This is a genomic window from Burkholderia pyrrocinia (assembly GCF_003330765.1).
Taxonomy (GTDB): domain Bacteria; phylum Pseudomonadota; class Gammaproteobacteria; order Burkholderiales; family Burkholderiaceae; genus Burkholderia; species Burkholderia pyrrocinia_B.
In genome coordinates this window covers 3,235,777-3,257,829 of record NZ_CP024903.1, presented here as the reverse complement: position 1 = coordinate 3,257,829, position 22,053 = coordinate 3,235,777, and the positions used below count along the sequence as shown (strand labels likewise).

Here is a 22,053-nt window from a genome sequence, read left to right as displayed (position 1 = left end):
AGGTTTTTCGGGAGCTGTGGAACGGTGAGGCTACGCCATGCAAGGCTGCTCACGGATCGTTTCGCGTGAGCAGCCGTTTCCGGATCAGCGAGCTTCGTCGCTGTCGGACGCGTCACCGTCTGCCAGGCCATCGCGCCAGTTTTTCCATGCGCGATGCAGGCGATTCGACGAGATCGGCCGCATGAAGCCCAGCCATCTGCCGACCCGTTCGGGCGGCACGTCGTTTTCGAACAATTCGGCCGCGTAGGTATTGCGCAGCGTTTGCGGGCTCGCGCGCGCGGTGCGCGACGACGTGAGCCCGGCCGATTCGACGATCGCGTCGATGGCGCGCAGCATCGTCGCCTTGTGCATCGGCCGCCCGGCATGCGATGCCGGGAACACCAGCTCCCCCGGAATTTCCTGGCGCTTGCGCTCCGTGAGCCATGCTTCGAGCAGTGCGATCGCGAACGATGCCAGATGGGTTTCGCGTGCGAAATCCGGATGGGTCGACTGGATCTGCAGCGATGTACCGCTCGTATTGATGCAACTAATCGTAAGTGCGCGTGCTTCACCGGTTTTGATGCCGGCGCCGAGAAACGCGGCCACGAGTGCGCGATCGCGCCGCTCCTTCCAGTAGGCGGAACCGGATACGCCGATCGGCGAAAACAGATAGGCGAGCAACGTTGCGCGCTCGGCCGGCGTCAGGAAACCGGTTGGTTCGTTGTCGCGAGCCTTTCGCCAGTTCGCTTCGCCATCCTGAGCAATGAAACGGGCAGGGTTGGTCGATGCGTATTCGGTGCGCCGGATGTGGTCGAGCACACGCTCGATCAGCCGCAGATAGCGCATTCGTTGGGTTTTCCGGATCGGCAACTCGCCGACGAAATTTGCGATCGTTGGCGTATCGACCGTCGCCAGATTTTTCTGATGTGTGCGCAGCCAGGTGAGGAAGGCACCCCATTGCGCGCGATATACGTCGGCTGACGAGCGGCGATAGTCCTGCATGGCCAGCCACGCGTCGAATGCGACTTCGGGCGAGACGATCCAGTCGGATGCGCCGCGATCGAACAGATCCTTCTCTTCTGGGCGTGCCGGGGTGTCGGGAGAGGCGGGAAGGGACATGTTATTTATTCCGTTAGTTGCGTATATGGTAGCCCTTTCCGCAACGTCTCGGGCAGCAAGAGGCTGGACAGGCCGCCAGGTTCGGCGGCCTGGGCTGGCAGTCAGTCGCCCCACGCGTTGGACAGACGGTGAGCGCGCTCGCGAGGCGCCGCGTCATGCGACGTTGCCGCCGCTTCGTACGCGAGAACCGCGAACGAAAAGACGGCGGGCAGCGCATTCGAGCGCCCGAAGTCGATCGGATCGTCCGTTTCGGGAAACGTCATGTCCGACGGCCGTTCGAACAATTGACGCATGCCGGCCTCGTGCCGGCTGGCAAAGCCGAGATCGGCGAGCGCCTCGGCTTCGATGGCGTGCAGCAGGCGCCACGTCAGCGGGACGCGCTGACGGATGTAGCGCCCGGCAATATGGCGAACGATCAGCTCGAGGTCGTGCGCGGCAGCCTTGAAGCTGAGCGCGGCCAAATCTTGTTCTTCTGTCATCGCAGGCTCCTGTCGACCGGGGCGGGCGCCTCGGTGCGCCGGCTCCGGCCGATACATGGCGGAATGTCCGTATACTGTACAAATATACAGTGCTTTCCGCAACTGGCCTTTTGGCCAGCTATACGCGCAGTCAGCGATGTATCACGATCAGCAGTGCCCGCGCCTCGGCCTTGCCGAGGTTGCGGATCGCGTGTGGCTCGTCGGCCGGGTAGCGCGCGGTGTCGCCGGCCTTCAGGCGCCGGCTTGCCGCCGCGGCTTCGATCTCCATCGCGCCCTGCAGCACGGTGAGGTGCTCGCGCGTGCCGGGTTCGTGCGCGTTCGATACCAGCGCGCCGCCGCCCGGCAGCGTCAGCTCGTACCACTCGAACTTGCCGGCGAGGTCGATCGGGCCCCACACGCGCAACTGGTACCGGCCGTCGTGGCCGGCGAGCGTCGGAATGTCGTGCGGGCCGTCTACACGGATCGTCTCGGGCGCCTTCGGCTGCGAGAACAGCTCGTCGAGCGTGATGCCGAGCGCGTTCGTCAGCCGCCAGGCGACGGCGATCGTCGGGTTGGCCTTGTCGCGTTCGATTTCGGACAGCATCGATTTCGATACGCCGGCCGCGCGCGACAGGTCGTCGAGCGTCAGCTTGCGCTCGTTGCGCAGCCGCTGGATCTGCTCGCCCACACGCGGCGGCGTGGCGGCCGGCTGCTGCGGCGCGGCGCTGGCGGGCGTGCGCCGCGATCCGGAGGAACTTGCCATTTGGATTCCGTTCGCTTAGAGTTGTTCGGTATTTCGAATTCTAGTTCGGAATATCGGATAAATGCGGTCAACCGAACGACCGACTATAACAGTAGCAGGCCGTTGCGCCGCCGCCACGAGCGGTGCGCTGCGGAATGCGAATCCCTGTCAGGAGCTTTGCGATGCGTGATGCCTTTCTCGCCCGGGTGCGCGAGACGCTCGACCAGATCCGCGCGGACGGTTTTTACAAGACCGAGCGCGAGATCGCGAGTCCCCAGGCGGCGGCCGTGCGGCTCGCCGGCGGTGCCGGCGTGCTCAATTTCTGCGCGAACAACTATCTGGGCCTGGCGAACGATCCGCGCCTGATCGGCGCGGCGAAGGCCGGCCTCGACCAGGACGGCTTCGGCATGGCATCGGTGCGCTTCATCTGCGGCACGCAAACCGTGCACAAGCAACTGGAAAGCGCGCTGGCCGCGTTTCTCGGCACCGAGGACAGCATCCTCTATTCGAGCTGCTTCGATGCGAACGGCGGGCTGTTCGAGACGCTGCTCGATGAGAACGACGCGGTGATCAGCGACGAGCTGAACCACGCGAGCATCATCGACGGCATCCGCCTGTGCAAGGCGAAGCGCTATCGCTACCGGAACAACGACCTGTCCGACCTCGAGGCGAAGCTCAAGGAAGCCGATGCGGCGGGCGCGCGCCACAAGCTGATCGCGACCGATGGCGTGTTCTCGATGGACGGCATCATCGCCGATCTGAAAGGCATCTGCGATCTGGCCGATCGCTACGGCGCGCTCGTGATGGTCGACGATTCGCACGCGGTCGGCTTCATCGGCGCGCACGGCCGCGGCACGCCCGAGCACTGCGGCGTCGAAGGCCGCGTCGACATCATCACGGGCACGCTCGGCAAGGCGCTCGGCGGCGCATCGGGCGGCTATGTCGCCGCGCGCCGCGAGGTCGTCGAACTGCTGCGCCAGCGCTCGCGTCCGTATCTGTTTTCGAACACGCTCACGCCGAGCATCGCCGCGGCATCGCTGAAGGTACTGGAACTGCTCGGCAGCGACGAAGGCGCGAAGCTGCGCGAGCGCGTGCGCGAGAACGGCGCGCGGTTCCGCGAGCAGATGACCGAAGCGGGCTTCACGCTCGTGCCCGGTGCGCATCCGATCATCCCGGTGATGCTCGGCGACGCGCAGCTCGCGACGAACATGGCCGACCAATTGCTCGGCGAAGGCGTCTACGTGATCGGCTTCTCGTTCCCCGTCGTGCCGCGCGGCCGCGCGCGCATCCGCACGCAGATGAGCGCCGCGCATACGCCCGAACAGATCGACCAGACGGTCGCCGCGTTCGTGCGCGTCGGCAAGTCGCTCGGCATCGTCTGACGGAGGCGCGATCATGAAAGCACTGGCAAAGCTCGAACGCGGCCCCGGCCTCACGCTCACGCGCGTGAAGCGTCCCGAAGTCGGACACAACGACGTACTGATCAAGATCCGCCGCACGGCGATCTGCGGCACCGACATCCATATCTGGAAGTGGGACGACTGGGCGCAGAAGACGATTCCCGTGCCGATGCACGTTGGCCACGAATATGTCGGCGAGATCGTCGAGATGGGGCAGGAGGTGCGCGGCTTCGCGATCGGCGATCGCGTGTCCGGCGAAGGCCACATCACGTGCGGCTTCTGCCGCAACTGCCGCGCCGGGCGCCGGCATCTGTGCCGCAACACGGTCGGCGTCGGCGTGAACCGCGAAGGCGCGTTCGCCGAGTATCTGGCGATTCCGGCGTTCAACGCGTTCAAGATTCCGCCCGAGATCTCCGACGATCTCGCGTCGATCTTCGATCCGTTCGGCAACGCGACGCACACGGCGCTGTCGTTCAACCTCGTCGGCGAAGACGTCCTGATCACCGGTGCGGGCCCGATCGGCATCATGGCCGTCGCGATCGCGAAGCACGTCGGCGCGCGCAACGTTGTCATCACCGACATCAACGACTACCGGCTGGAGCTCGCGCGCAAGATGGGCGCGACGCGTGCGGTCAACGTCGCACGCGAGTCGCTGCGCGACGTGATGGCCGACCTGCACATGACCGAAGGCTTCGACGTCGGTCTCGAAATGTCGGGCGTGCCGAGTGCGTTCACGAGCATGCTCGAGGCGATGAACCACGGCGGCAAGGTCGCGTTGCTCGGCATCCCGCCCGCGCAGACAGCGATCGACTGGAACCAGGTGATTTTCAAGGGGCTCGAGATCAAGGGCATCTACGGCCGCGAGATGTTCGAGACCTGGTACAAGATGGTCGCGATGCTGCAGAGCGGCCTCGACCTGTCGCCGATCATCACGCACCGCTTTGCGGCCGACGATTACGAGAAAGGCTTCGCCGCGATGCTGTCCGGCGAAAGCGGCAAGGTGATTCTCGACTGGACGGCCTGAGTGTCGAAGGGGCAGTGCGGCGCGTTCGCCGCCTGCCCCGCTTTCGTTTACCTCTGCGTTTTCGAAGTCGGAACGCTTGAATCCGGGCTTAAGGTGAGATTATTCGGGAGCTGTGTTTGCGTGCCGAATCGCGGCACGATCGCGCATCGGTGACTTGCCATCGCACGTTCGCTTCACCTGTCGCACCGGCCTGCCAGCCCCGCCTCGCTTCCGCCCATCACGCCATTCGGTGCCTGTTCTTCCTCTTCCACGCGCTTCCCGGTTTCGTTTGCCGGGCGATCGTTTGCGACACACCGTATGCAATGCGGTGTCGAACCGAGATGCCAGCCGTGAGTTCGCGAACCTCGTTGCGACTCACTCATGCGCGATGCGATCGGCATCGAGCGGTGCGCAGGCCACGACTTGATCCGTTCACCATTCATCCCTCACGGTTCGAACTGGAGACTCACCACGACGAGCCAGCGTTTCGGGCACTGCGGCGCAACGTCGATCAGGTCGCCGTGCGAGCCAGGAACCGTGATGAACCCGTGTTGCGCCGCGTACCGGTAGGCGCGTAACGCATCCGCTTGCAGCCAGAAGCTGACGAGCACGCACGTCACGAAGCGGAACAGCAGCAACGTCGCGGCTTCCGGCGCGATTCAGCCCTCTCGCCGGCAGGGCTTTTTCACACGGGTGTTGACGACGTAGAACGATCGTTCTACCGTAAACGCATGAACACACATCTCGATCCCTCCGGCGAACCGGGCGTTCGCGACCGGCTGCTCGACGCGGCCGAAGCGCTGATCTATTCGGGCGGTATCCACGCAACCGGCGTCGATGCGATCGTGAAGCGATCCGGCGCGGCACGAAAGAGCTTTTATTCGCATTTCGAATCGAAAGAGGCGCTGGTTGTCGCCGCGCTCGAGCGCCGCGACGCGCGCTGGATGCGCTGGTTCGTCGACGCAACCCATGCGCGCGGCAAGGCGCCGCGCGCGCAGTTGCTCGGCATGTTCGATGTGCTGCGCGACTGGTTCGGGCAGCCCGACTTTCACGGCTGCGCGTTCCTGAACGCGTCGGGTGAGATTCCCGATGCCGACGATCCCGTGCGCGTCGTCGCGCGCACACACAAGGCGCGCCTGCTGGCATTCGTGCGCGAGCGGTTCGATGCGTATGCCGACGAAACGGGCATCGAGCGCCGCGGGCTTGCGCGCATCGCGCGTCAGTGGCTCGTGCTGATCGACGGCGCGATCGGCGTGGCGCTCGTCAGCGGCGATGCAAACGCCGCGCGCGATGCGCGCGCAACGGCCGAACTGCTGCTCGACGCCGTGTCCCGGTAGTCGACGCAGCGAATCCGAACCGGCCGCGGTTGTCCGTGGCCAGAACCTGAACAGGAGCAATCCATGTCCGCTTCCCCCGAAGTCCGCCCGCCCGTTCCGCCCTTTACGCTCGAAACGGCGCGCCAGAAGGTACGCGCCGCCGAGGACGGGTGGAACACGCGCGACCCGCAGCGTGTGTCGCTCGCCTATACGCCGCAAAGCCGATGGCGCAATCGCGCGGAATTCGTGACCGGCCGCGACGAGATCGTCGGGCTGCTGCAGCGGAAATGGACGCGCGAGCTCGACTACCGGCTGATCAAGGAGCTGTGGGCGTTCGGCGGCAATCGCATCGCGGTGCGCTTTGCTTATGAATGGCATGACGACGCCGGCAACTGGTTTCGTTCGTACGGCAACGAAAACTGGGAGTTCGACGAAAACGGCCTGATGGCGCATCGTCACGCGAGCATCAACGACCTGCCGATTCGCGAGGAAGATCGTCTCTATCACTGGCCGCTCGGCCGCCGTCCGGACGATCATCCGGGGTTGTCCGATCTCGGGCTGTGAGGTTCGCGTCCATTCAGCGGATTGGCGAACGCATCACCTGTGTTCGATGGTGAGGAAATTCGGGAGTCGATGCGCTGAAGGTGAGGTTTTTCGGGACCCGGTGAAATGTCGCGTCGGACTGTGTGCTTCGAGCAGATCGACGCGGCATCGCACCGTACATACCGGACACGCCGCGCACGTCGGCATTACGTCATGCATGTATCGACGTGCAACGGTGTGCTTCACCACAAGATGCATCTCACCGATCGCGCCGGTCCGACAGCGCATCGACGATCGGTGTGCATGAACATGATGTGCATCTCACCGATCGGATCGATTTCGACGAGAGACAGCGCAAGCAGTGTGCGTTGCCGCTTGTCGTTGCTCACCGCTCGATTTCACCGTGCACGCATCGCAACCTGCATAGGTGCGCAAACACATCGCGTGTTGCTCACCGCCGGCTGATTCGTGACGTCCCTGCCCGGCGCGATCGCCCGCGCCGGGCCCGATCGTCAGCCCGCAATCCGCGCGGCGATCGCTTCGCCCACTTCCTGCGTCCCTGCGTTGCCGCCGAGATCGCGCGTATGCGGCCCGGTGCGCAGCACGTCCTCGATCGCGGCGACGATCGCATCGTGTGCTTCGCGTTCGCGGCCTGCGCCCTCGCCGAGGAAGTCGAGCATCATCGCCGCCGACCAGATCATCGCGACCGGATTCGCGATGTACTGCCCCGTGATATCGGGCGCGGAGCCGTGCACGGGTTCGAACAGCGACGGAAACTTGCGGTCGGGATTCAGGTTCGCCGATGGCGCGATGCCGATCGTGCCCGTACAGGCCGGCCCGAGATCGGACAGGATGTCGCCGAACAGGTTCGACGCGACGACGACGTCGAAGCGGTCGGGCTGCAGCACGAAGCGCGCGCACAGGATGTCGATGTGCTGCTTGTCGACGGCGATCTCGGGATAGCGTTCGGCCATCTCGGCCGCGCGCGCGTCCCACCACGGCATGCTGATCGCGATGCCGTTGCTCTTCGTGGCGACGGTGAGGCGCCCGGCGCGCCGCTGCGCGAGCTCGAACGCGAATTTCAGCACGCGCTCGGTGCCGTGACGCGTGAAGATCGACTGCTGCATCACGACTTCGCGCTCGGTGCCTTCGAACATCGTGCCGCCGACCGACGAATATTCGCCCTCGGTGTTCTCGCGCACGATCATGAAGTCGATGTCGCCCGCGCGGCGGCCGGCGAGCGGCGACGGCACGCCGTCGAACAGGCGCGCGGGCCGCAGGTTGATGTACTGGTCGAACTCGCGGCGGAATTTCAGCAGCGAGCCCCACAGCGAAATGTGATCGGGCACCGTCGCGGGCCAGCCGACCGCGCCGAACAGGATCGCGTCCATGCCCGACAACTGCGCCTTCCAGTCGTCCGGCATCATCTTGCCGTGCTGCGCGTAGTAGTCGCAGCTGGCCCAGTCGATCTGTTCGAAGTCGAAGCGGACGCCGAAGCGCGCGGTCACTGCGTCGAGCACGCGCAGGCCCTCGGGCATCACTTCACGGCCGATGCCGTCGCCGGGGATCACGGCAATTCTGTAAGTCCTGTCGGTCATGCAAAGCTCCTTGGCTGGTCGGCCGGCTGCCGGGGGATGCAGCGGCGCGTCACGCCATTCTATTTATTTCCATTCGGATTAAAATCACGCGAAAGGTTAATCGACTCTCCACGAATCGTGAACAAATCGCCGAACCTCGACGACCTGCGCGTGTTCAGCCTGGTCGTCCGCCTGACAAGCTTCAGCGCGGCCGCCGAGCAACTCGCGGTGTCGCCCGCGTATGTCAGCAAGCGCATCGCGTTGCTCGAGGCGCAGCTCGGCACTCGCCTGCTGCATCGCTCGACGCGCCGCGTGACGGTGACGGAAGCCGGCGAACGCGTGTTCGCGCGCGCCGAGAAGATTCTCGACGACGTCGATCATCTCGTCGAGGACGTGTCGACGACGCGCACGGTGCCGCGCGGCACGCTGCGCATGTCGAGCAGCTTCGGCTTCGGCCGGCACGTCGTCGCGCCGGCGCTGCTCGATTTCTCCGCGCGCTATCCGCAACTGAACGTGCGGCTCGATCTGTTCGACCGGCTCGTCGACGTCGCGGGCGAAGGCTACGACCTCGACGTGCGCATCGGCGACGAGATCTCCAATCACCTGATCGCGCGCCGCCTCGCCGCGAACTACCGCGTGCTGTGCGCGTCGCCCGACTATCTCGCACGACGCGGCACGCCGCGCTCGCTCGCGGATCTCGCGTCGCACGACTGTCTCGCGATCAAGGAGCGCGATCACCCGTTCGGCGTCTGGCGGCTGAACGTGCGCGGAGAAACGGCAACTGTGAAAGTCGGCGGCGCGCTGTCGACGAACCACGGCGAGGTGGCCGTGCAATGGGCGCTGGCCGGGCGCGGGATCGTGTTGCGCTCGATCTGGGAAGCCGGGCCGCTGATCGAACGCGGCGCGTTGTGTCGCGTGCTGCCGGACGCGATCCAGCCTGCGAACATCTGGGCGGTTTATCCGGAACGCGTCGCGGCGTCGGCGAAAGTGCGTGTGTGCGTGGATTTTCTGGTGGAGACGCTGGCCGGCCTGAATGCCGCAGCGGGCGACGATACGGCCTGAGACCGGCCAAAGGTGAGCTTTTACGGGACGATGAACCGCGCGTGACCGGCGGAGCGTTCGAAGTCGAAACGTGAGCGGCGCGACGTCGTGCACATCACCATTGAACCTGCGCGACGACGGCGCCGATCCGTTCGCACGTTACGCACGTTACAGCCGGTTGTCTTTCGCGAGCATGAGCACGCGCGCCCAGCGCTGCGCATCGCGCTTGTCCGTCATCGGCAGCTTCCATTCGCTGCGCACGGCATCGCGCACGCGCACGACGAGATGCCAGCGGCCGCCGATCGGCGCGGCCTGGCAGCCGTCGAGTTGCGACAGCGTATAGCGGCCGTCCGCGCCGTCGTGCGACAGCCACAGCAGCCCCTGCGTCGCGGACACGCGCAACTCGCCCCACGCGCGATGCACGATGTGCGTCCAGCCTTCTTCCTTCGTGTTCGGTGCGATGTCGCGGCGGCGCTTGATCCACCATGCGATCAGCGCGATCAGGATCGCGGCGGCGAGCACGGCGGCCGCGATCGCGACCGGCTGGCCGAACTGCGCGGCGATGACGTGAAACAGGTGAACCGCGCCCCATCCAGCAGCGATGAGCGCGAACAGTGCAATGAAAATCGGCATGTCGGATCGGAGAAGAGGACGGACCAGCGCATGCATCGCGCCGATCCGTTGCGCACGACGTTACCGCTTGCGGTGAATGTCGTGCGTCACGAAGCCCGCGTCGTTGTTGGGCAGCGCGAGGCCGTCCTTCACAGCGAGCGTCTTGCGGATGTCGTCGAGACCCGCGGTCCAGTGGTCGCGCATCGTCGACAGACCGAACTGATAGTCCTTGTAGTGATGCTCGTACGCTTTCTGCTGGTAGATCAGGTGCTGGATGTTGTACTTCTTGCTGCACGACATCGCATCAGCTTCGACGCACCACGGATCGGCCTTGCGCTGCTCTTCCGGCACCTGGTCGAGCACGTGGCGCAGCACGTTGCGGTAGCGCTGTTCGCGCTGCAGCGTGTCGGTGACGAAACGCGTGCGGCTCGAATACTGCACGTCCTTCGTGCGCTCGGCGACGTCGGCCATCGTGCGCGGCAGCGGCCCGCGCGCGCTCCACAGATCGACCTGGAACGCGAGCGTGTCGCGACGCGGACGTGCGCGGAGCACTTCCATCAGCGGCGTGTTCGACACGACGCCGCCGTCCCAGTAATACTCGCCGTCGATTTCGACGGGCGGGAACGCGGGCGGCAGCGCACCGGACGCCATGAAATGCTCGGGCGCCAGACGGATGCGCGAGTTGTCGAAGTACACGAAGTTGCCGGTGCCGACGTTGACCGCGCCGACCGACACGCGCGTTTCGCCCGAATTGATCCGGTCGAAGTCGCACAGCTTCAGCAGCGTTGCGCGCAGTTGCGACGTGTCATACCAGCTGATCTTCTCCGGATGGTCGGACACGCCCGGCAGCGGCGGCGGGAAGCGCGGCACGAAGAAACCCTGCTGGCCCTGCATCATCGCGCTCGCGGCCTGCGACGCGGTGAAGAACGTGCGGATCTGGTCGATGCTGTTGAACAGCGCGAACTCGAACGCGGCCGGAACCGTGGGAAAGAACGCCGGCTTGCAGATCGTTTCCCAGAACTCGCGCAGCCGTTCGACGCGATGCTCGGGCGCATTGCCGGCGATCAGCGCGGTGTTGAGCGCGCCGATCGAGATGCCTGCGATCCAGTCGAGCGGAACGCCCGCCTCGTGCAGCCCTTCGAACACGCCGGCCTGATACGCGCCGAGCGCGCCGCCGCCCTGCAGGACGAGTGCGATCGTCTCGTACGGCAGCGACCGCGCGGGGGCCGGCGCGCCGGCTTCGTGATGCAGGTCCGCCGCATCGACGGCCTGCTTTTCGGTACGGGCGTGCGGTTTCATCAGTTGCTCCGAAAAATTCCGCCGTTGATGGCGGAGACGAACGGCGTGCCGTCGACAGACGGCATTCCGTCGTGAGAATAAGCGGTGGTGCGGGAATAATCGCCTCCCGTTCGGGAGGCGGGGGCGTTACTGCATGAACCAGCCGTGGCTGACGATGAACGACTGGCCCGTGAGCGCGGCGCTCGGGAATGCCGACAGGAACAGCACCGTCTGCGCGACGTCCTGCACGGTCGTGAACACGCCGTCGACCGTGTTGCCGAGCATCACCTTCTTGATCACTTCGTCTTCGCTGATCCCGAACTCCTTCGCCTGCTCCGGAATCTGCTTGTCCACCAGCGGCGTGCGCACGAAGCCCGGACACACGACGTGCGAACGCACGTTGTGCTTCGCGCCTTCCTTCGCCAGCACGCGCGCCAGACCGAGCAGCCCGTGCTTGGCCGTCACGTAGGCCGACTTCAGCGGCGACGCTTCGTGCGAGTGCACCGAACCCATGTAGATCACGACGCCGCCGCGATCGTCCTTGTACATGTGCTTCAACGCAGCCTTCGTGGTCAGGAACGCGCCGTCGACGTGGATCGCCTGCATCTTCTTCCAGTCGGAGAACGAGTAGTTCTCGATCGGGTTGACGATCTGGATGCCCGCGTTCGATACCAGGATGTCGATCGAGCCGAACGTCTCGGCCACCTTGTCGATGCCGCTGTTGACCGCTTCCTCGCTCGTCACGTCCATCGCGACGCCGATCGCCTTGCCGCCCGCCTTGTTGATCTCGTCGGCGACCGCGTTCGCGCCGTCCTGGTTCAGGTCGGCGATCGCGACGGCCGCGCCCGCCTTGGCGAGCTCGAGTGCGATTTCCTTGCCGATGCCGCTCGCGGCGCCCGTGACGACTGCGGTCTTGCCATTCAGGTTGCTCATGTTCGAATTCCCGTGGTGAAAGGATTGACAGGGAGAAAGGACTGCGGACGTGTTACTGAGCCAGGTAATCGTAGACGACTTCACCGAGGCCAAGTGTCAAATCTGCTACGAGGTGCCGGGCTTCGACGATCTCGAGCACGGGCAGGTCGGCCACGGGCGCGAGCGCGTGCGGCGCCAGCTCGAGCGATGCGGGGCCTGTCCACGCGCCCTTCATCTTGATGTCCTGCAGGTAGTAGCGCACCAGTTCGCACACGCGGGCGGTGCCATCGACGTGCGGGATGATCTTCAGCAGGAAATTGGGACCGGCGAGGCGCTTCGTCTGCTCGTCGATGTCGAGTTCCTTGTGCTTGTAGCCCATCGTGCCGGTCGCGACGCGCACCTTGCCGTAGTCGAGCGTGCCGAGGATGTGGTCGGTGTTCACGTGCAGGGTGGGCGACGCGAGCTTCTTCGGGAAGCCCCACAGTTCTCGGCCGCCGGCGATCGGCGGGTGGTCGTCGAGATACATCGCGAGCGTGTAGCCGCCCGGCTGGCCGTTGTATTCGACGGGAATCACCTGGCCGCTTTCGGTGTAGTCGCCGAAGCCGGTCGAATCGGCCATGCGGATGAACTCGTAATGCACGAGCGGCTCGGTGATCTGCAGGGGCTCGGGGACGATTGCGCGGAGGAGGTCCGGATCGGTGCGATACGTAATGATCAGAAACTCACGATCGACGAAACGGTAAGGACCCATCGGGAAGGCAGGGCTGGTCAACGGCATTGCAAACGCTTTCGATCGGACATCGCTGGGCTTCATGCGGACTCCTTGTTGTTGATCGCTTCGTGGATGAGTGCTCGTAAGGTCGTAATCGTATGCCTGTGCGCCGCTGTTGTGCGATGCCGCAATTGGAATTAATTGTTGCTTAAATAGAAGGGTTGACCGCGCAAATATTGAGGCAAACGGTGAAAACGGTCCGGACGGCGCCCGGCGGCCCGATCTTCGCACGCGGCGATGACGCCACGATGTGAAAAAGGTGAGTCTTTACGGGATGTCAGGTGAGCCTTTTCGGGAGACAGTCGCGCGGAAATATGACAATTGTATGAACTTGTGTTGCAGTGCAGGCTCTAAGTGCGTTCGCCGCGGTGGGCGGCCCTGTCCCGCATGCCTGTCGCATTAAGCATCGCTTAAGCGGGGGCGCCCTAGCATCGTTCGTGTCCGACCGGGTAACCGGTCGACTCTTTACGCCCTACGCAACCGGATTCATGCAGAACCTCAATCTCACCCTCTTTTCCGCCATCAACGCCGGGGTTGCACCGCAACCGGGCGTTGCCCGCCTCGCGATCTTCGCCGCCGACTGGCTCGTCTATGCGCTGCCCGCGATGCTGCTGCTGACCTGGATCTTCGGCGCGCGCCCGACGCGGCGCCAGGCGATCGAAGCCGGCGTCGGCGTGTGCGTGGCGCTCGCGCTTGCGCAGGTGCTTGGGCATTTCTGGTTCTCGCCGCGCCCGTTCATGGCCGGCGTCGGCACGCAACTGATTCCGCACGGGCCGGACAGCTCGTTTCCAAGCGATCACATGACGTTCGCGTGGAGCATGGCAGTCGGCCTGATGCTCGGCGGCACGACCCGGCTCACCGGGTTCGTGATGGCCGCGCTGGCCGTAGCGATTTCATGGGGGCGCGTCTATGCGGGCGTGCACTGGCCATTTGACATCGCGGGCGGCGTGCTGGTCGGCACGGCCGGCGCGCTGGCCGCGCACCTGTACGGGCAACGCGTGACCGCGCTGCTCGAACGGCTCGGCGATTCGGTGCACGCGGTCGTGATGGGGCGCCGACACGTGCCGTAAGCGGAAGGAAGTCGGGCAGGATGCCGTCAGCCCGGCGAGCGGGGTGTGTGGGCCGATTCGGCCGCCGCGGACGGGCCGCCGCTCGCATCGTGCAGTTCGGGTGTATCCGCCGGGTGCTGTGCGGCGTCGCGTTCAAGGGAGCTTTCCTTCAGGATCGCGCACATCGCGACGAACAGCGCGAGTACGACCGCGGCGAGGCCGCAATAGCCGGCGATCTTCAGGTTGCGAAGGAAAGGCGAAGCGTGGCTTTCTTTTGTCATGACCGGGCGCTCCTGGGCGGGCTGCGGCGGCTGTCGCCCGACAGCGGCGTCGCAGACGTACATATAACCCAGCCGCGATGCCGATGCCAAGCCCGTTGGTGCGCCGGCGCCACGGTCGCATCACCCGTCAGTCAGCCGGGTGCCCGCACTCGTCAGTCTTCCAGCGTTTCGTGCACGGCCGCCGCGCCGCGCTTCCAGTAGGCCGCCGCGCGGATGCGCGACTTGTCGACGCCGCGCTCGCCGGTCAGGTGCTGGCGTACCGCGCGCATCGACAGCGCTTCGCCGGCCGCCCACACGTAGCCGTCGCCGGATTGCGGCAGCGGCAGGTCGCGCACGGCATTCAGCAGCACGTCGCCGTCCGCCGCGTCGGCTTCGGCGCGGAAGCGCCAGATTTCATGCACGTCGGCGCGCGTATCGAACGAGATTTGTGCGGTGCGATCCGCGACTTCGAGCACGACCGCCGCGCGCGCACCGGCCGGCAATTCCTCGAGACGCCGCGCGATGGCCGGCAGCGCCGTATCGTCGCCGATCAGCAGATGCCAGTCGAAACCGGTTGGGACCACGAACGAACCGCGCGGGCCGCCGATGCCGAGCCATTGACCGACGCGCGCCTGCGCGGCCCACTGCGACGCGGGGCCCGGATGGTTCAGCACGAATTCCAGATCGAGTTCGCCGGCGGCGCGGTCGAAGCGGCGCGGCGTGAAGTCGCGCGCGACCGGCTTCGGTTCGCCTTCCGGGAACTCGGGGCCGTTCGCGCCGAGCGTCGGCATCGTGGGCCGTTCGGCGCCGGGCGGCGGGAAAAACACCTTCACGTGATCGTCGAACGACGCGGATTCGAAATCCGCGAGATCGGGGCCGCCGAGCGTGACTTGCAGCAGATGCGGCGTCACCGCATGTACGCGCAGCACCTGCAGCAGGCGGAACTTGAGGGGGTGGCGCACGCGGGTCACGGTGCGGTCGGATGTGTTCTGCATCAATCCGTTCTCCTTGGGTTTTGACGGGCCGGCGCGGATCACGCGCCGGTGCCGCCTTCGATTTCGGCAGTCGCGCGGCGCATGATGGCCGCGATGCGCCGCTGTTCGTCGGCGTCGGCGGCGCTCTTGTGCAGCAGCGCCCGCTTGAGCGCGAGGCGCGCCTCGACGAACTCCGGCAGCCAGCCCGCTTGCGCTTCGTCCTGCGCTTCGTTGCCGGCCGATTCCCCGGCGAACGCGCGGCGCATGAATTCCATCTTGCGTGCGAGGTGCGTGAGGCGGGCGAACAGCGTGTCGACGCGTTCGCGTTGCGCGTCGAGATGCGCGCGGCCGGCATCGGTCAGCGCATAGCGCTTGCGGTTGCCTTCCGGCTGCGACGCGACGAAGCCGCCTTCTTCGAGATACGTGAGCGCCGGATACACCATGCCGGGGCTCGGGCTGTAGAAACCGTTCGAACGCGTATCGAGCGCCTTGATCAGCTCGTAGCCGTGGCTCGGTTGCTCGGCGACCAGCGCGAGCAGCAACAACTGGAGATCGTCGGAGCTGAACTGGCGGCCGCGCGGCATGCCGTCGTCGCCGAAATCGCCAAAGCCGCCGCGCCCGCCACGGCCGCCGAACGGGCCGCCACCACCGAACGGATCGTGGCCGCGCCGGTGGCGGCCGATCGCGTACCAGAGACCGGCGAACCAGTCAGGGCGGGCATGCGCACCATGACCGTCGCATCGGGCATGGCCGCGGGAGGGGTTGTGTCGCATGATCGTGTCCTTGGATATGTCGAAAAACATATCTAAAGATATATATCGAAAGATAGGGCGTCAAGAGGAATTATTGGGGCGGGATGTTGGGTCGTGGCGTGGCTTCAAATTTTTGTGGATGTGACTATCGATAATTTATCCTGATAGTTTTTCGTGCGGCATCCTGCGTAAGACGAGAATTTCCGTCGATACGCTTCCCAACACTTGGCAATTGGACAATCAGGGCAATGCCTGCGTTTGAAATCGTCGGAAGCGACTTATCGTGAAGTGCAGCCGTGGCGAGGCTAATTCTTTTATTGCTGATTCCACGAGATATCCGCTGTGGTTTAAGACCAAGCGCGACTATGCCGCGATGGCATAGAAGAAGTCTTGTCCCTGATAAGTATTCACGATCAGCCTAAATCGCGAATCGCAATTGGACCTCTTCAATTTGGAGGTGGACGATCGTTTCACTTGCCGTGCATAAAAGGCTTCTTGAAGCGAAATCGTGAGACAAATGTAGCGAAATAAACCGACAAATACCAGTCGCCGCTGCATTGCCATCTTCGATGGATCTTACCGCGCGTCATCTCTGACGTGCCGCGCGATCCCTGCAACGAATCCCGCAAGACATTGCATGCGTGACGAGTCGACAGGCAAGCGTGCTTGCACGAGCGAACGAAAATTTTCAGGTGTTTTCGCGCGACGAAGATTCACATAACGACGGAGGTGGGACGGAGATGGAGATGAACATGCAAGAGATTCACATAAGTGAATCTGCTCCCAAAAAGTTGTCGGGAAACATGGGCCCGATCGGCCTGGCACTGATGGTGCTTGCATTCTCGGCACCTTTAACAACGGTATCCGGTTACATCCCGTTCGCGTTGATGTTCGGAGGCGTCAGCAGCCCGGTCCTGTTCGTCGTTGTGACGATCGCTCTTCTGTTCTTTTCCGTCGGTTACGTGACGCTCAACAATATCGTCAAGCGCCCGGGCGATTTCTATGCGTTCGTGAGTTTTGGTATCGGAAAGTCGACCGGCCTCGGCTCGGGCATCCTCGCGGCGGTATCGTACTTTCTGCTGCTCGCCGGTGTGACGTCGTTCTTCGGCGTGTCCTGTTCCGACCTCCTTCATGAAACGACAGGTGCCGTGCTTCCGTGGTATATCCCCACGATCGCATGCTGGCTGGCCTGCGGGATCCTCAGCTATCTGCATGTCGAGTTGTCAGCAAAAGTCCTGACGTGGATCATGCTGCTCGAGATCGCGGTGTGTCTCGTCTTTTCGTTCTTCGTGCTGGTGAAGGGCGGGGCGGCGGATATCTCGGCAACTGCACCGTTTGCGCCAAGCCAGCTGTCGAAGAGCGCGAGTGTGCCGTTTTCGGTGCTGTTCATCGTCGGCTTCTTCATGGGATTCGAGGCGACCGCGCTGTTCCGGGACGAAGTCCGGATGCCCGACCGGACGATTCCGGTAGCCACTTATGGTGCGGTCATCTTCATCGGCGTCGTCTACACGATTTGCGCGTACGCGCTGATCATGGCCTATGGGTCGCATGTCCAGGACATCGCTACCAAGACACCTGCTGCAATGTTTCCCGATGCATTCTCGAAATTCGTCAGCGGTCGTCTCCATGTCGTGATCTCGCTGCTGGTACTGACGTCGGCATTCGCATCGGCGCTGTCGACGCAGAACGTCCTGGCGCGCTATATGCACAACCTCGGCACCGACGGCGCGCTGCCGCGATTCCTCGGCAAGGTTCACCCGAGGCACGAGTCTCCCTATCTTGCATCGATCACGGTGTCCGTGATGGTGCTCTGCGTGCTGATTCCCTTCATCGTGCTGGGCGCCAAGCCGGATCTGCTCTACGGGCAACTTTCCGGAGTAGGTACGTCGGGGATCGTCGTTCTGATGGCCATCGTCAGCATCTCGTCGTTGGTGTGGTACAGCCGAAGCGGCAGGCACCAGGGCGTCAGCTTTTTCAAGTCGGCGGTTGCGCCCGCGATTTCCTCGGTGTTCTTTATCGCACTGGTCGTGCTGATCGCCCTGCACTTCGATGTTCTGGCCGGTGGCGATCCGGGGCAGTACGTGTGGATGTTCTACTGCCTGATTAGCGTGCTGCTCGTCGGCATCGCACTGGCTCAATACTTCAAGTACCTGCGCCCGGAGATCTTCGAAAGACTTGGCCGCAGCCATAAGGACTGAATCGTTGAACGACAGGGGCGGTGGTGTTCCGCCTCAACCTGGGTCGTTTCTCCTTGGATCCCGAGCAATTTTCGGGATCTTTTTTTGTTTCTCCGGTTCGTCGTTCCCCAAGCATCCGGCTACCTGTGCCGGTCGATGCGGAAACGTCGCGACCGGCTCCTCATCATCCGTTCATCCAGAAGATGTCCGATTTGTCGGACGCACCCCAGACCATGGTCGTCGAGACTGCAAGCGAAAACAACAAACGGGCCGCGACGCGCGCATCATTTTTCCTCGCCGGAATCAGCGTCGCGACGTGGGCGCCTCTGGTGCCTTACGCGAAAGCCCGGCTTGACGTCGACGAAGCTAAATTCGGCTTCCTGCTGCTCTTTCTCGGAATCGGTGCCGTTGGGTGCATGCCGCTCTGTCAGCGCGCAGTCGAGCGATTCGGCTGTCGCAATGTCATCGGAGCGGGTGCCGCGATGATCTGCGTGTCGCTTCCGCTCCTTGCGACGCTGTCCGGCATGCCGGCGATGGCTGTCACGCTGTTGATCTTCGGCGCCGGTCTGGGATTCGTCGACGTAGCGATGAATATCCAGGCCACGCTCATCGAGAGGCAAAGCGGTGAGCAGCTGATGTCCGGTTTCCACGGCCTGTTCAGCGTCGGCGGAATCGCGGGATCGTTGGTTGGTGGCTCGCTGCTGTCGGCCGGCGCGAATCCGCTTGGCGTAGCGGGTGCCATGGTTGCCGTCATCGCCGCGCTGATGTTTCGCTACGCGCGATATCTGGAGTCGGCTGGTGCGGGCGAGCGTACGGCTTCGGCACTGATCCTGCCGCAGGGGATCGTGGTCTTGATGGGCGCCATGGCGATCGGATGCTTTCTCGTCGAAGGCGCGATGCTCGACTGGAGCGCACTGTTCCTGACGTCCGTGAAGTCTTATGCGCAGGATCGCGCGGGGTTCGGCTATACCGCGTTCGCGATGACGATGGCGGCGGGGCGCCTGTTCGGCGATATGTTGATTACGCGGTTCGGTCCGCGTGCGGTGATCGTATCGGGCGGGATCCTTGGCGCGATCGGGATGTGCATCGCAATCGCCGCGCCGTCGGGCACCGGCGCGATCGTCGGCTTCGCCGTCTGCGGCATCGGGTGCGCGAACATCGTACCGATTTTGTTCGCCGCTGCCGGGCGGCAAAAGGCAATGGATCCGTCGGCCGCGATTTCGTCGATCACCACATTGGGCTACGGCGGCAATCTCGTCGGGCCGGCAATCGTCGGCTTCTTTGCACATGCCATCGGCCTGCATCTCGCATTCGCGTTGCTCGCCGTGCTGCTTCTGCTCGCTGCGTTCGGCGGCAGGAAGATCGAGCCGTGACGGCGCGCGCTGCCGACGACTGATTACGAATTTCGATCAATAACCATTTTTGTTCTTCATTGGATTGAATCGATCGAGGTTGATGTAATGCACGGACGTCTTTCACCGTGAGCGAATGCCATGACCGATCTCTCCTCCGGCGACTTCTCGGTCGCCGACATCGAAGCCGCCTATGTGCGCATCCTGCCGTTCGTCGTGCGAACGCCTCTGCTCGAGAGCGAAGCACTTAACCGCGCGGCCGGCGCCCGTGTGCTCGTCAAGGCCGAGAGCCTCCAGAAGACGGGCTCCTTCAAGTTTCGGGGCGCGTGCAATCGCGTGCTGCAAATTCCCGTCGCACTGCGGCCGCGTGGCGTCGTTGCCTTCTCGTCCGGAAATCACGCATTGGCGATCTCGGCGGTTTGCGCACGGCTCGGCATGCCCGCGACCATCATCATGCCGGCGGATGCACCCAAGGCAAAAATCGAAGGGGCGCGCGCTTACGGTGCAACCGTGCGTCTTTACGACCGGCAAACGGACGACCGCGAGGCAATCGGCCGTGATATTGCGGAGCGCACCGGCGCGGTGACCGTTCCGCCCTACGACGATCGCCAGGTGATGGCCGGGCAGGGCACCGTCGGTCTTGAGATCGTCCAGCAAACGCAAGCCATGTCCGTGGTGCCGGATGTGGTTCTCGCGGCAGCCAGCGGCGGTGGTCTGGTCGCCGGTGTCGCGACGGCGATCAACGCGTACTGCCGGCAAGCACGAATCTACGCGGTCGAGCCGAAGGGCTTCGACGACCACGCGCGGTCGATTGCGAAGGGGGAGCCGGTGGCCAATGCCACGGGAGCCAGATCGATCTGCGATTCGTTGCAGGTCGCGTCTCCGGGCAAGTTGACGTTCCCGATCAACAAGAGGCTGCTAGCCGGGAGTCTCGTGGTCGACGATGACGAGGTGCGTCGAGCGATGCGCGTGGCGTTCGAGACGCTGAAGCTCGTCGTGGAACCTGGTGGCGCAGTGCCGCTCGCGGCGGTACTGGCAGGGAAGCTCGACGTAGGCGGAAAGACGGCCGTACTGGTGCTGAGCGGCGGCAACGTGGACCACGACGTCTTCGTCAGTGCGTTGGCCTGACCATCCGGCATTCATCAACAAAGAGCGCTTTTTGCCAGGAGGCAATTGCCATGCTGCAACGGGACAGCAAACAGTATCAACGCGTCGCACGCACGATCGATGAATTCATGACGCTCGACTATACGGGCGTCGGGCTCATCGCCAACATTTACGCTGCGCTGCAGAAGCGGCAGCCCGGCTTCGCATGCATGGGCGCGGCCGAACGCATCGTCGAGGCGGTGCGGCGCCACGGTGGCCCGGTGCTTATCGCTACGGGATTCCCTGAGGGTGGCGGTGCACCCGAGACCGACGGGCCGGTGGGTGCTGCGCTGATGGCGCGCGCATTCTTCCTGGGCCTGGGCGTGCCGACTGTCATCGTGATAGACGAAGACTGGGAGGACATGATGATCCAGACCTGCCGCGGCGCAGGACTGGCTCCGATGCCGTTTCCGGACGATGGCGTGGTGAAAGGGATCGAGTATCTGCGGCCCGTCTATATCCGAACCGTTCCCAAGGACAAGGAAGGCAGTCATCGTGTGTCGGACGACTTGCTCGAGCGTACCCGGCCCAGCGTGATGATTTCAATCGAGCGTCCCGGCTGCAATGCGCTGGGGCTATACCACGGCCTGGGCGGCCGTCCGCTCGACGGGCTTGTCGCCGATCTCGACTACCTGTTTTATCAGGGAAAGGAGCGACGCATTCTGCACGTCGGCGTGGGCGACGGCGGCAACGAGCTGGGGATGGGGGTGATTGCAGAAGATCTGCCCGCGTTCTCGCCGAAGGCTGCGTCGACCGGCGTTGCGGGACGGGGCGGAGTGGCCGCGGTCAATGCGGCCGATCACCTCGTCGTCGCGAATGTGTCGAACTGGGGGGCGACGGGCATCATCGCAGCGCTTTCGGCGCTGCTGGAGAACCCGATCGTGTTTCATGACCCGGAGCTCGAGATCCGCTGCATCGAATGCTGCGTCAACTCGGGCGGCGTGGACGGCATGTTCATGGCGCCCGAGCCCGCCGTGGACGGTATCAGCGCGCTCGAATGGGAGGGGCTCCTTCGTACGCTGCGCGCGAGCGTTCGACGCACGCTGGGCGATTCGATCAACTGGCAGGGCGAACGTGGCGACTGGAGGCAGTTGAAATGACGGAAAAAACGACGATCGATGCACGCCTCGCCGAACTGGGCCTCGAACTGCCGCCGGCGAGCGTGCCACGCGGCAGCTATCTGCCGGCGGTGAAGTCGGGAAATTACCTGCAGATAGCGGGTCAAGGACCGCGCCGAGGCGGCGAGCTGCTGTATGCCGGAAAGGTTGGCACCGACCTCGGCGTGGAGGACGGGCAGCGCGCAGCTCAGCTGTGTGCGCTCAACATCCTGAGCCACATCGGGCGAATGCTCGATGGCGATTTTTCGCGCGTCGTTCGCATCGTTCGCGTAGCCGGCGTCGTGCAATGCGACGCCGGCTTTACCGAACACGCGACGGTGCTCAACGGTGCTTCCGATCTGTTCTTCGCCGTTCTCGGCGAAGCGGGGCGGCACGCACGTATCGCGACCGGCGCCAACTCCTTGCCGTCCGGCATGGCTGTGGAAGTGGAGGCGACCGTAGAAGTCGCTTGACGCCCTGCCTATGCAGATGTC

23 protein-coding genes are annotated in these 22,053 nt (G+C 64.2%); 11 read left to right on the top strand and 12 right to left on the bottom strand.

The window, feature by feature from the left end:
* Nucleotides 1-84: 84 nt before the first annotated feature.
* The 3 genes from CUJ89_RS32465 to CUJ89_RS32455 form a co-directional block, all read right to left on the bottom strand.
* Nucleotides 85-1,098 carry a tyrosine-type recombinase/integrase gene (locus tag CUJ89_RS32465; RefSeq protein ID WP_114181305.1) on the bottom strand — a complete coding sequence of 338 codons (1,014 nt, stop codon included), beginning with the start codon at nucleotides 1,096-1,098 and terminating at the stop codon, nucleotides 85-87.
* A 101-nt stretch (nucleotides 1,099-1,199) separates the two neighbouring features.
* Nucleotides 1,200-1,577: a DUF2471 family protein gene (locus tag CUJ89_RS32460; RefSeq protein WP_114181304.1), complete on the bottom strand. Its 378-nt coding sequence runs from the start codon at nucleotides 1,575-1,577 to the stop codon at nucleotides 1,200-1,202.
* A 130-nt stretch (nucleotides 1,578-1,707) separates the two neighbouring features.
* Nucleotides 1,708-2,319: a helix-turn-helix domain-containing protein gene (locus CUJ89_RS32455; RefSeq protein WP_114181303.1), complete on the bottom strand. Its 612-nt coding sequence runs from the start codon at nucleotides 2,317-2,319 to the stop codon at nucleotides 1,708-1,710.
* 161 nt (nucleotides 2,320-2,480) lie between these two features.
* Here CUJ89_RS32455 and CUJ89_RS32450 point away from each other — a divergent pair, with 161 nt between their 5' ends.
* Nucleotides 2,481-3,680 (top strand): glycine C-acetyltransferase, encoded by a 1,200-nt coding sequence (locus CUJ89_RS32450; protein WP_114181302.1) that lies wholly within the window; start codon nucleotides 2,481-2,483, stop codon nucleotides 3,678-3,680.
* A 13-nt stretch (nucleotides 3,681-3,693) separates the two neighbouring features.
* Nucleotides 3,694-4,722, top strand: a complete 1,029-nt coding sequence (gene tdh, locus CUJ89_RS32445) for an L-threonine 3-dehydrogenase (RefSeq protein ID WP_047902093.1) — start codon at nucleotides 3,694-3,696, stop codon at nucleotides 4,720-4,722.
* A 425-nt stretch (nucleotides 4,723-5,147) separates the two neighbouring features.
* Here the strand turns inward: tdh and CUJ89_RS32440 are convergent, their stop codons facing one another.
* Nucleotides 5,148-5,339 (bottom strand): hypothetical protein, encoded by a 192-nt coding sequence (locus CUJ89_RS32440; protein WP_236655022.1) that lies wholly within the window; start codon nucleotides 5,337-5,339, stop codon nucleotides 5,148-5,150.
* Between the two features lie 93 nt (nucleotides 5,340-5,432).
* On the opposite strand from CUJ89_RS32440, the gene CUJ89_RS32435 reads away from it, so the two are divergent.
* Both CUJ89_RS32435 and CUJ89_RS32430 read left to right on the top strand, forming a co-directional pair.
* Nucleotides 5,433-6,038: a TetR/AcrR family transcriptional regulator gene (locus CUJ89_RS32435; RefSeq protein WP_114181301.1), complete on the top strand. Its 606-nt coding sequence runs from the start codon at nucleotides 5,433-5,435 to the stop codon at nucleotides 6,036-6,038.
* A gap of 63 nt (nucleotides 6,039-6,101) precedes the next feature.
* The gene (locus CUJ89_RS32430; RefSeq protein ID WP_114181300.1) at nucleotides 6,102-6,581 is read left to right on the top strand and encodes a DUF1348 family protein; all 480 of its coding nucleotides are present in this window, start codon (nucleotides 6,102-6,104) and stop codon (nucleotides 6,579-6,581) included.
* 491 nt (nucleotides 6,582-7,072) lie between these two features.
* Here the strand turns inward: CUJ89_RS32430 and CUJ89_RS32420 are convergent, their stop codons facing one another.
* Nucleotides 7,073-8,158, bottom strand: coding sequence for a tartrate dehydrogenase (locus CUJ89_RS32420; RefSeq protein WP_114181299.1), 1,086 nt, complete (start codon nucleotides 8,156-8,158; stop codon nucleotides 7,073-7,075).
* A 117-nt stretch (nucleotides 8,159-8,275) separates the two neighbouring features.
* On the opposite strand from CUJ89_RS32420, the gene CUJ89_RS32415 reads away from it, so the two are divergent.
* Nucleotides 8,276-9,199, top strand: a complete 924-nt coding sequence (locus tag CUJ89_RS32415) for a LysR substrate-binding domain-containing protein (protein ID WP_114181298.1) — start codon at nucleotides 8,276-8,278, stop codon at nucleotides 9,197-9,199.
* A 147-nt stretch (nucleotides 9,200-9,346) separates the two neighbouring features.
* On the opposite strand, the gene CUJ89_RS32410 is transcribed toward CUJ89_RS32415, so the two are convergent.
* The 4 genes from CUJ89_RS32410 to CUJ89_RS32395 all read right to left on the bottom strand — a co-directional run bounded on the left by CUJ89_RS32410 (nucleotide 9,347) and on the right by CUJ89_RS32395 (nucleotide 12,794).
* The gene (locus CUJ89_RS32410; protein WP_114181297.1) at nucleotides 9,347-9,811 is read right to left on the bottom strand and encodes a hypothetical protein; all 465 of its coding nucleotides are present in this window, start codon (nucleotides 9,809-9,811) and stop codon (nucleotides 9,347-9,349) included.
* Nucleotides 9,812-9,871: 60 nt separating this feature from the next.
* The gene (locus tag CUJ89_RS32405) at nucleotides 9,872-11,089 is read right to left on the bottom strand and encodes a patatin-like phospholipase family protein (RefSeq protein WP_201752357.1); all 1,218 of its coding nucleotides are present in this window, start codon (nucleotides 11,087-11,089) and stop codon (nucleotides 9,872-9,874) included.
* A gap of 126 nt (nucleotides 11,090-11,215) precedes the next feature.
* The gene (locus tag CUJ89_RS32400; RefSeq protein WP_114181296.1) at nucleotides 11,216-12,001 is read right to left on the bottom strand and encodes a 3-hydroxybutyrate dehydrogenase; all 786 of its coding nucleotides are present in this window, start codon (nucleotides 11,999-12,001) and stop codon (nucleotides 11,216-11,218) included.
* A 52-nt stretch (nucleotides 12,002-12,053) separates the two neighbouring features.
* Nucleotides 12,054-12,794, bottom strand: a complete 741-nt coding sequence (locus CUJ89_RS32395) for an acetoacetate decarboxylase (RefSeq protein ID WP_114181295.1) — start codon at nucleotides 12,792-12,794, stop codon at nucleotides 12,054-12,056.
* 446 nt (nucleotides 12,795-13,240) lie between these two features.
* On the opposite strand from CUJ89_RS32395, the gene CUJ89_RS32390 reads away from it, so the two are divergent.
* The gene (locus CUJ89_RS32390; RefSeq protein ID WP_114181294.1) at nucleotides 13,241-13,822 is read left to right on the top strand and encodes a phosphatase PAP2 family protein; all 582 of its coding nucleotides are present in this window, start codon (nucleotides 13,241-13,243) and stop codon (nucleotides 13,820-13,822) included.
* 26 nt (nucleotides 13,823-13,848) lie between these two features.
* On the opposite strand, the gene CUJ89_RS32385 is transcribed toward CUJ89_RS32390, so the two are convergent.
* The 3 genes from CUJ89_RS32385 to CUJ89_RS32375 form a co-directional block, all read right to left on the bottom strand.
* Entirely contained in the window at nucleotides 13,849-14,082 is a 234-nt protein-coding gene (locus tag CUJ89_RS32385) for a hypothetical protein (RefSeq protein ID WP_114181686.1), read from the bottom strand.
* A gap of 152 nt (nucleotides 14,083-14,234) precedes the next feature.
* Entirely contained in the window at nucleotides 14,235-15,056 is an 822-nt protein-coding gene (locus CUJ89_RS32380) for a siderophore-interacting protein (RefSeq protein ID WP_114181293.1), read from the bottom strand.
* A 38-nt stretch (nucleotides 15,057-15,094) separates the two neighbouring features.
* On the bottom strand, nucleotides 15,095-15,808 hold the full coding sequence (locus CUJ89_RS32375) for a PadR family transcriptional regulator (protein WP_114181685.1): 714 nt from the start codon (nucleotides 15,806-15,808) through the stop codon (nucleotides 15,095-15,097).
* Between the two features lie 725 nt (nucleotides 15,809-16,533).
* On the opposite strand from CUJ89_RS32375, the gene CUJ89_RS32370 reads away from it, so the two are divergent.
* From CUJ89_RS32370 to CUJ89_RS32350, 5 genes are all read left to right on the top strand, one after another.
* Nucleotides 16,534-17,985, top strand: a complete 1,452-nt coding sequence (locus CUJ89_RS32370) for an APC family permease (protein ID WP_161556578.1) — start codon at nucleotides 16,534-16,536, stop codon at nucleotides 17,983-17,985.
* A gap of 20 nt (nucleotides 17,986-18,005) precedes the next feature.
* Nucleotides 18,006-19,337 carry an MFS transporter gene (locus tag CUJ89_RS32365; protein ID WP_152036685.1) on the top strand — a complete coding sequence of 444 codons (1,332 nt, stop codon included), beginning with the start codon at nucleotides 18,006-18,008 and terminating at the stop codon, nucleotides 19,335-19,337.
* A 120-nt stretch (nucleotides 19,338-19,457) separates the two neighbouring features.
* On the top strand, nucleotides 19,458-20,444 hold the full coding sequence (locus tag CUJ89_RS32360) for a threonine/serine dehydratase (protein ID WP_114181290.1): 987 nt from the start codon (nucleotides 19,458-19,460) through the stop codon (nucleotides 20,442-20,444).
* 50 nt (nucleotides 20,445-20,494) lie between these two features.
* On the top strand, nucleotides 20,495-21,562 hold the full coding sequence (locus CUJ89_RS32355) for a DUF4392 domain-containing protein (RefSeq protein WP_114181289.1): 1,068 nt from the start codon (nucleotides 20,495-20,497) through the stop codon (nucleotides 21,560-21,562).
* The gene (locus CUJ89_RS32350; protein WP_114181288.1) at nucleotides 21,559-22,032 is read left to right on the top strand and encodes a RidA family protein; all 474 of its coding nucleotides are present in this window, start codon (nucleotides 21,559-21,561) and stop codon (nucleotides 22,030-22,032) included. The genes CUJ89_RS32355 and CUJ89_RS32350 overlap by 4 nt, the downstream gene beginning before the upstream one ends.
* Nucleotides 22,033-22,053: the final 21 nt, after the last annotated feature.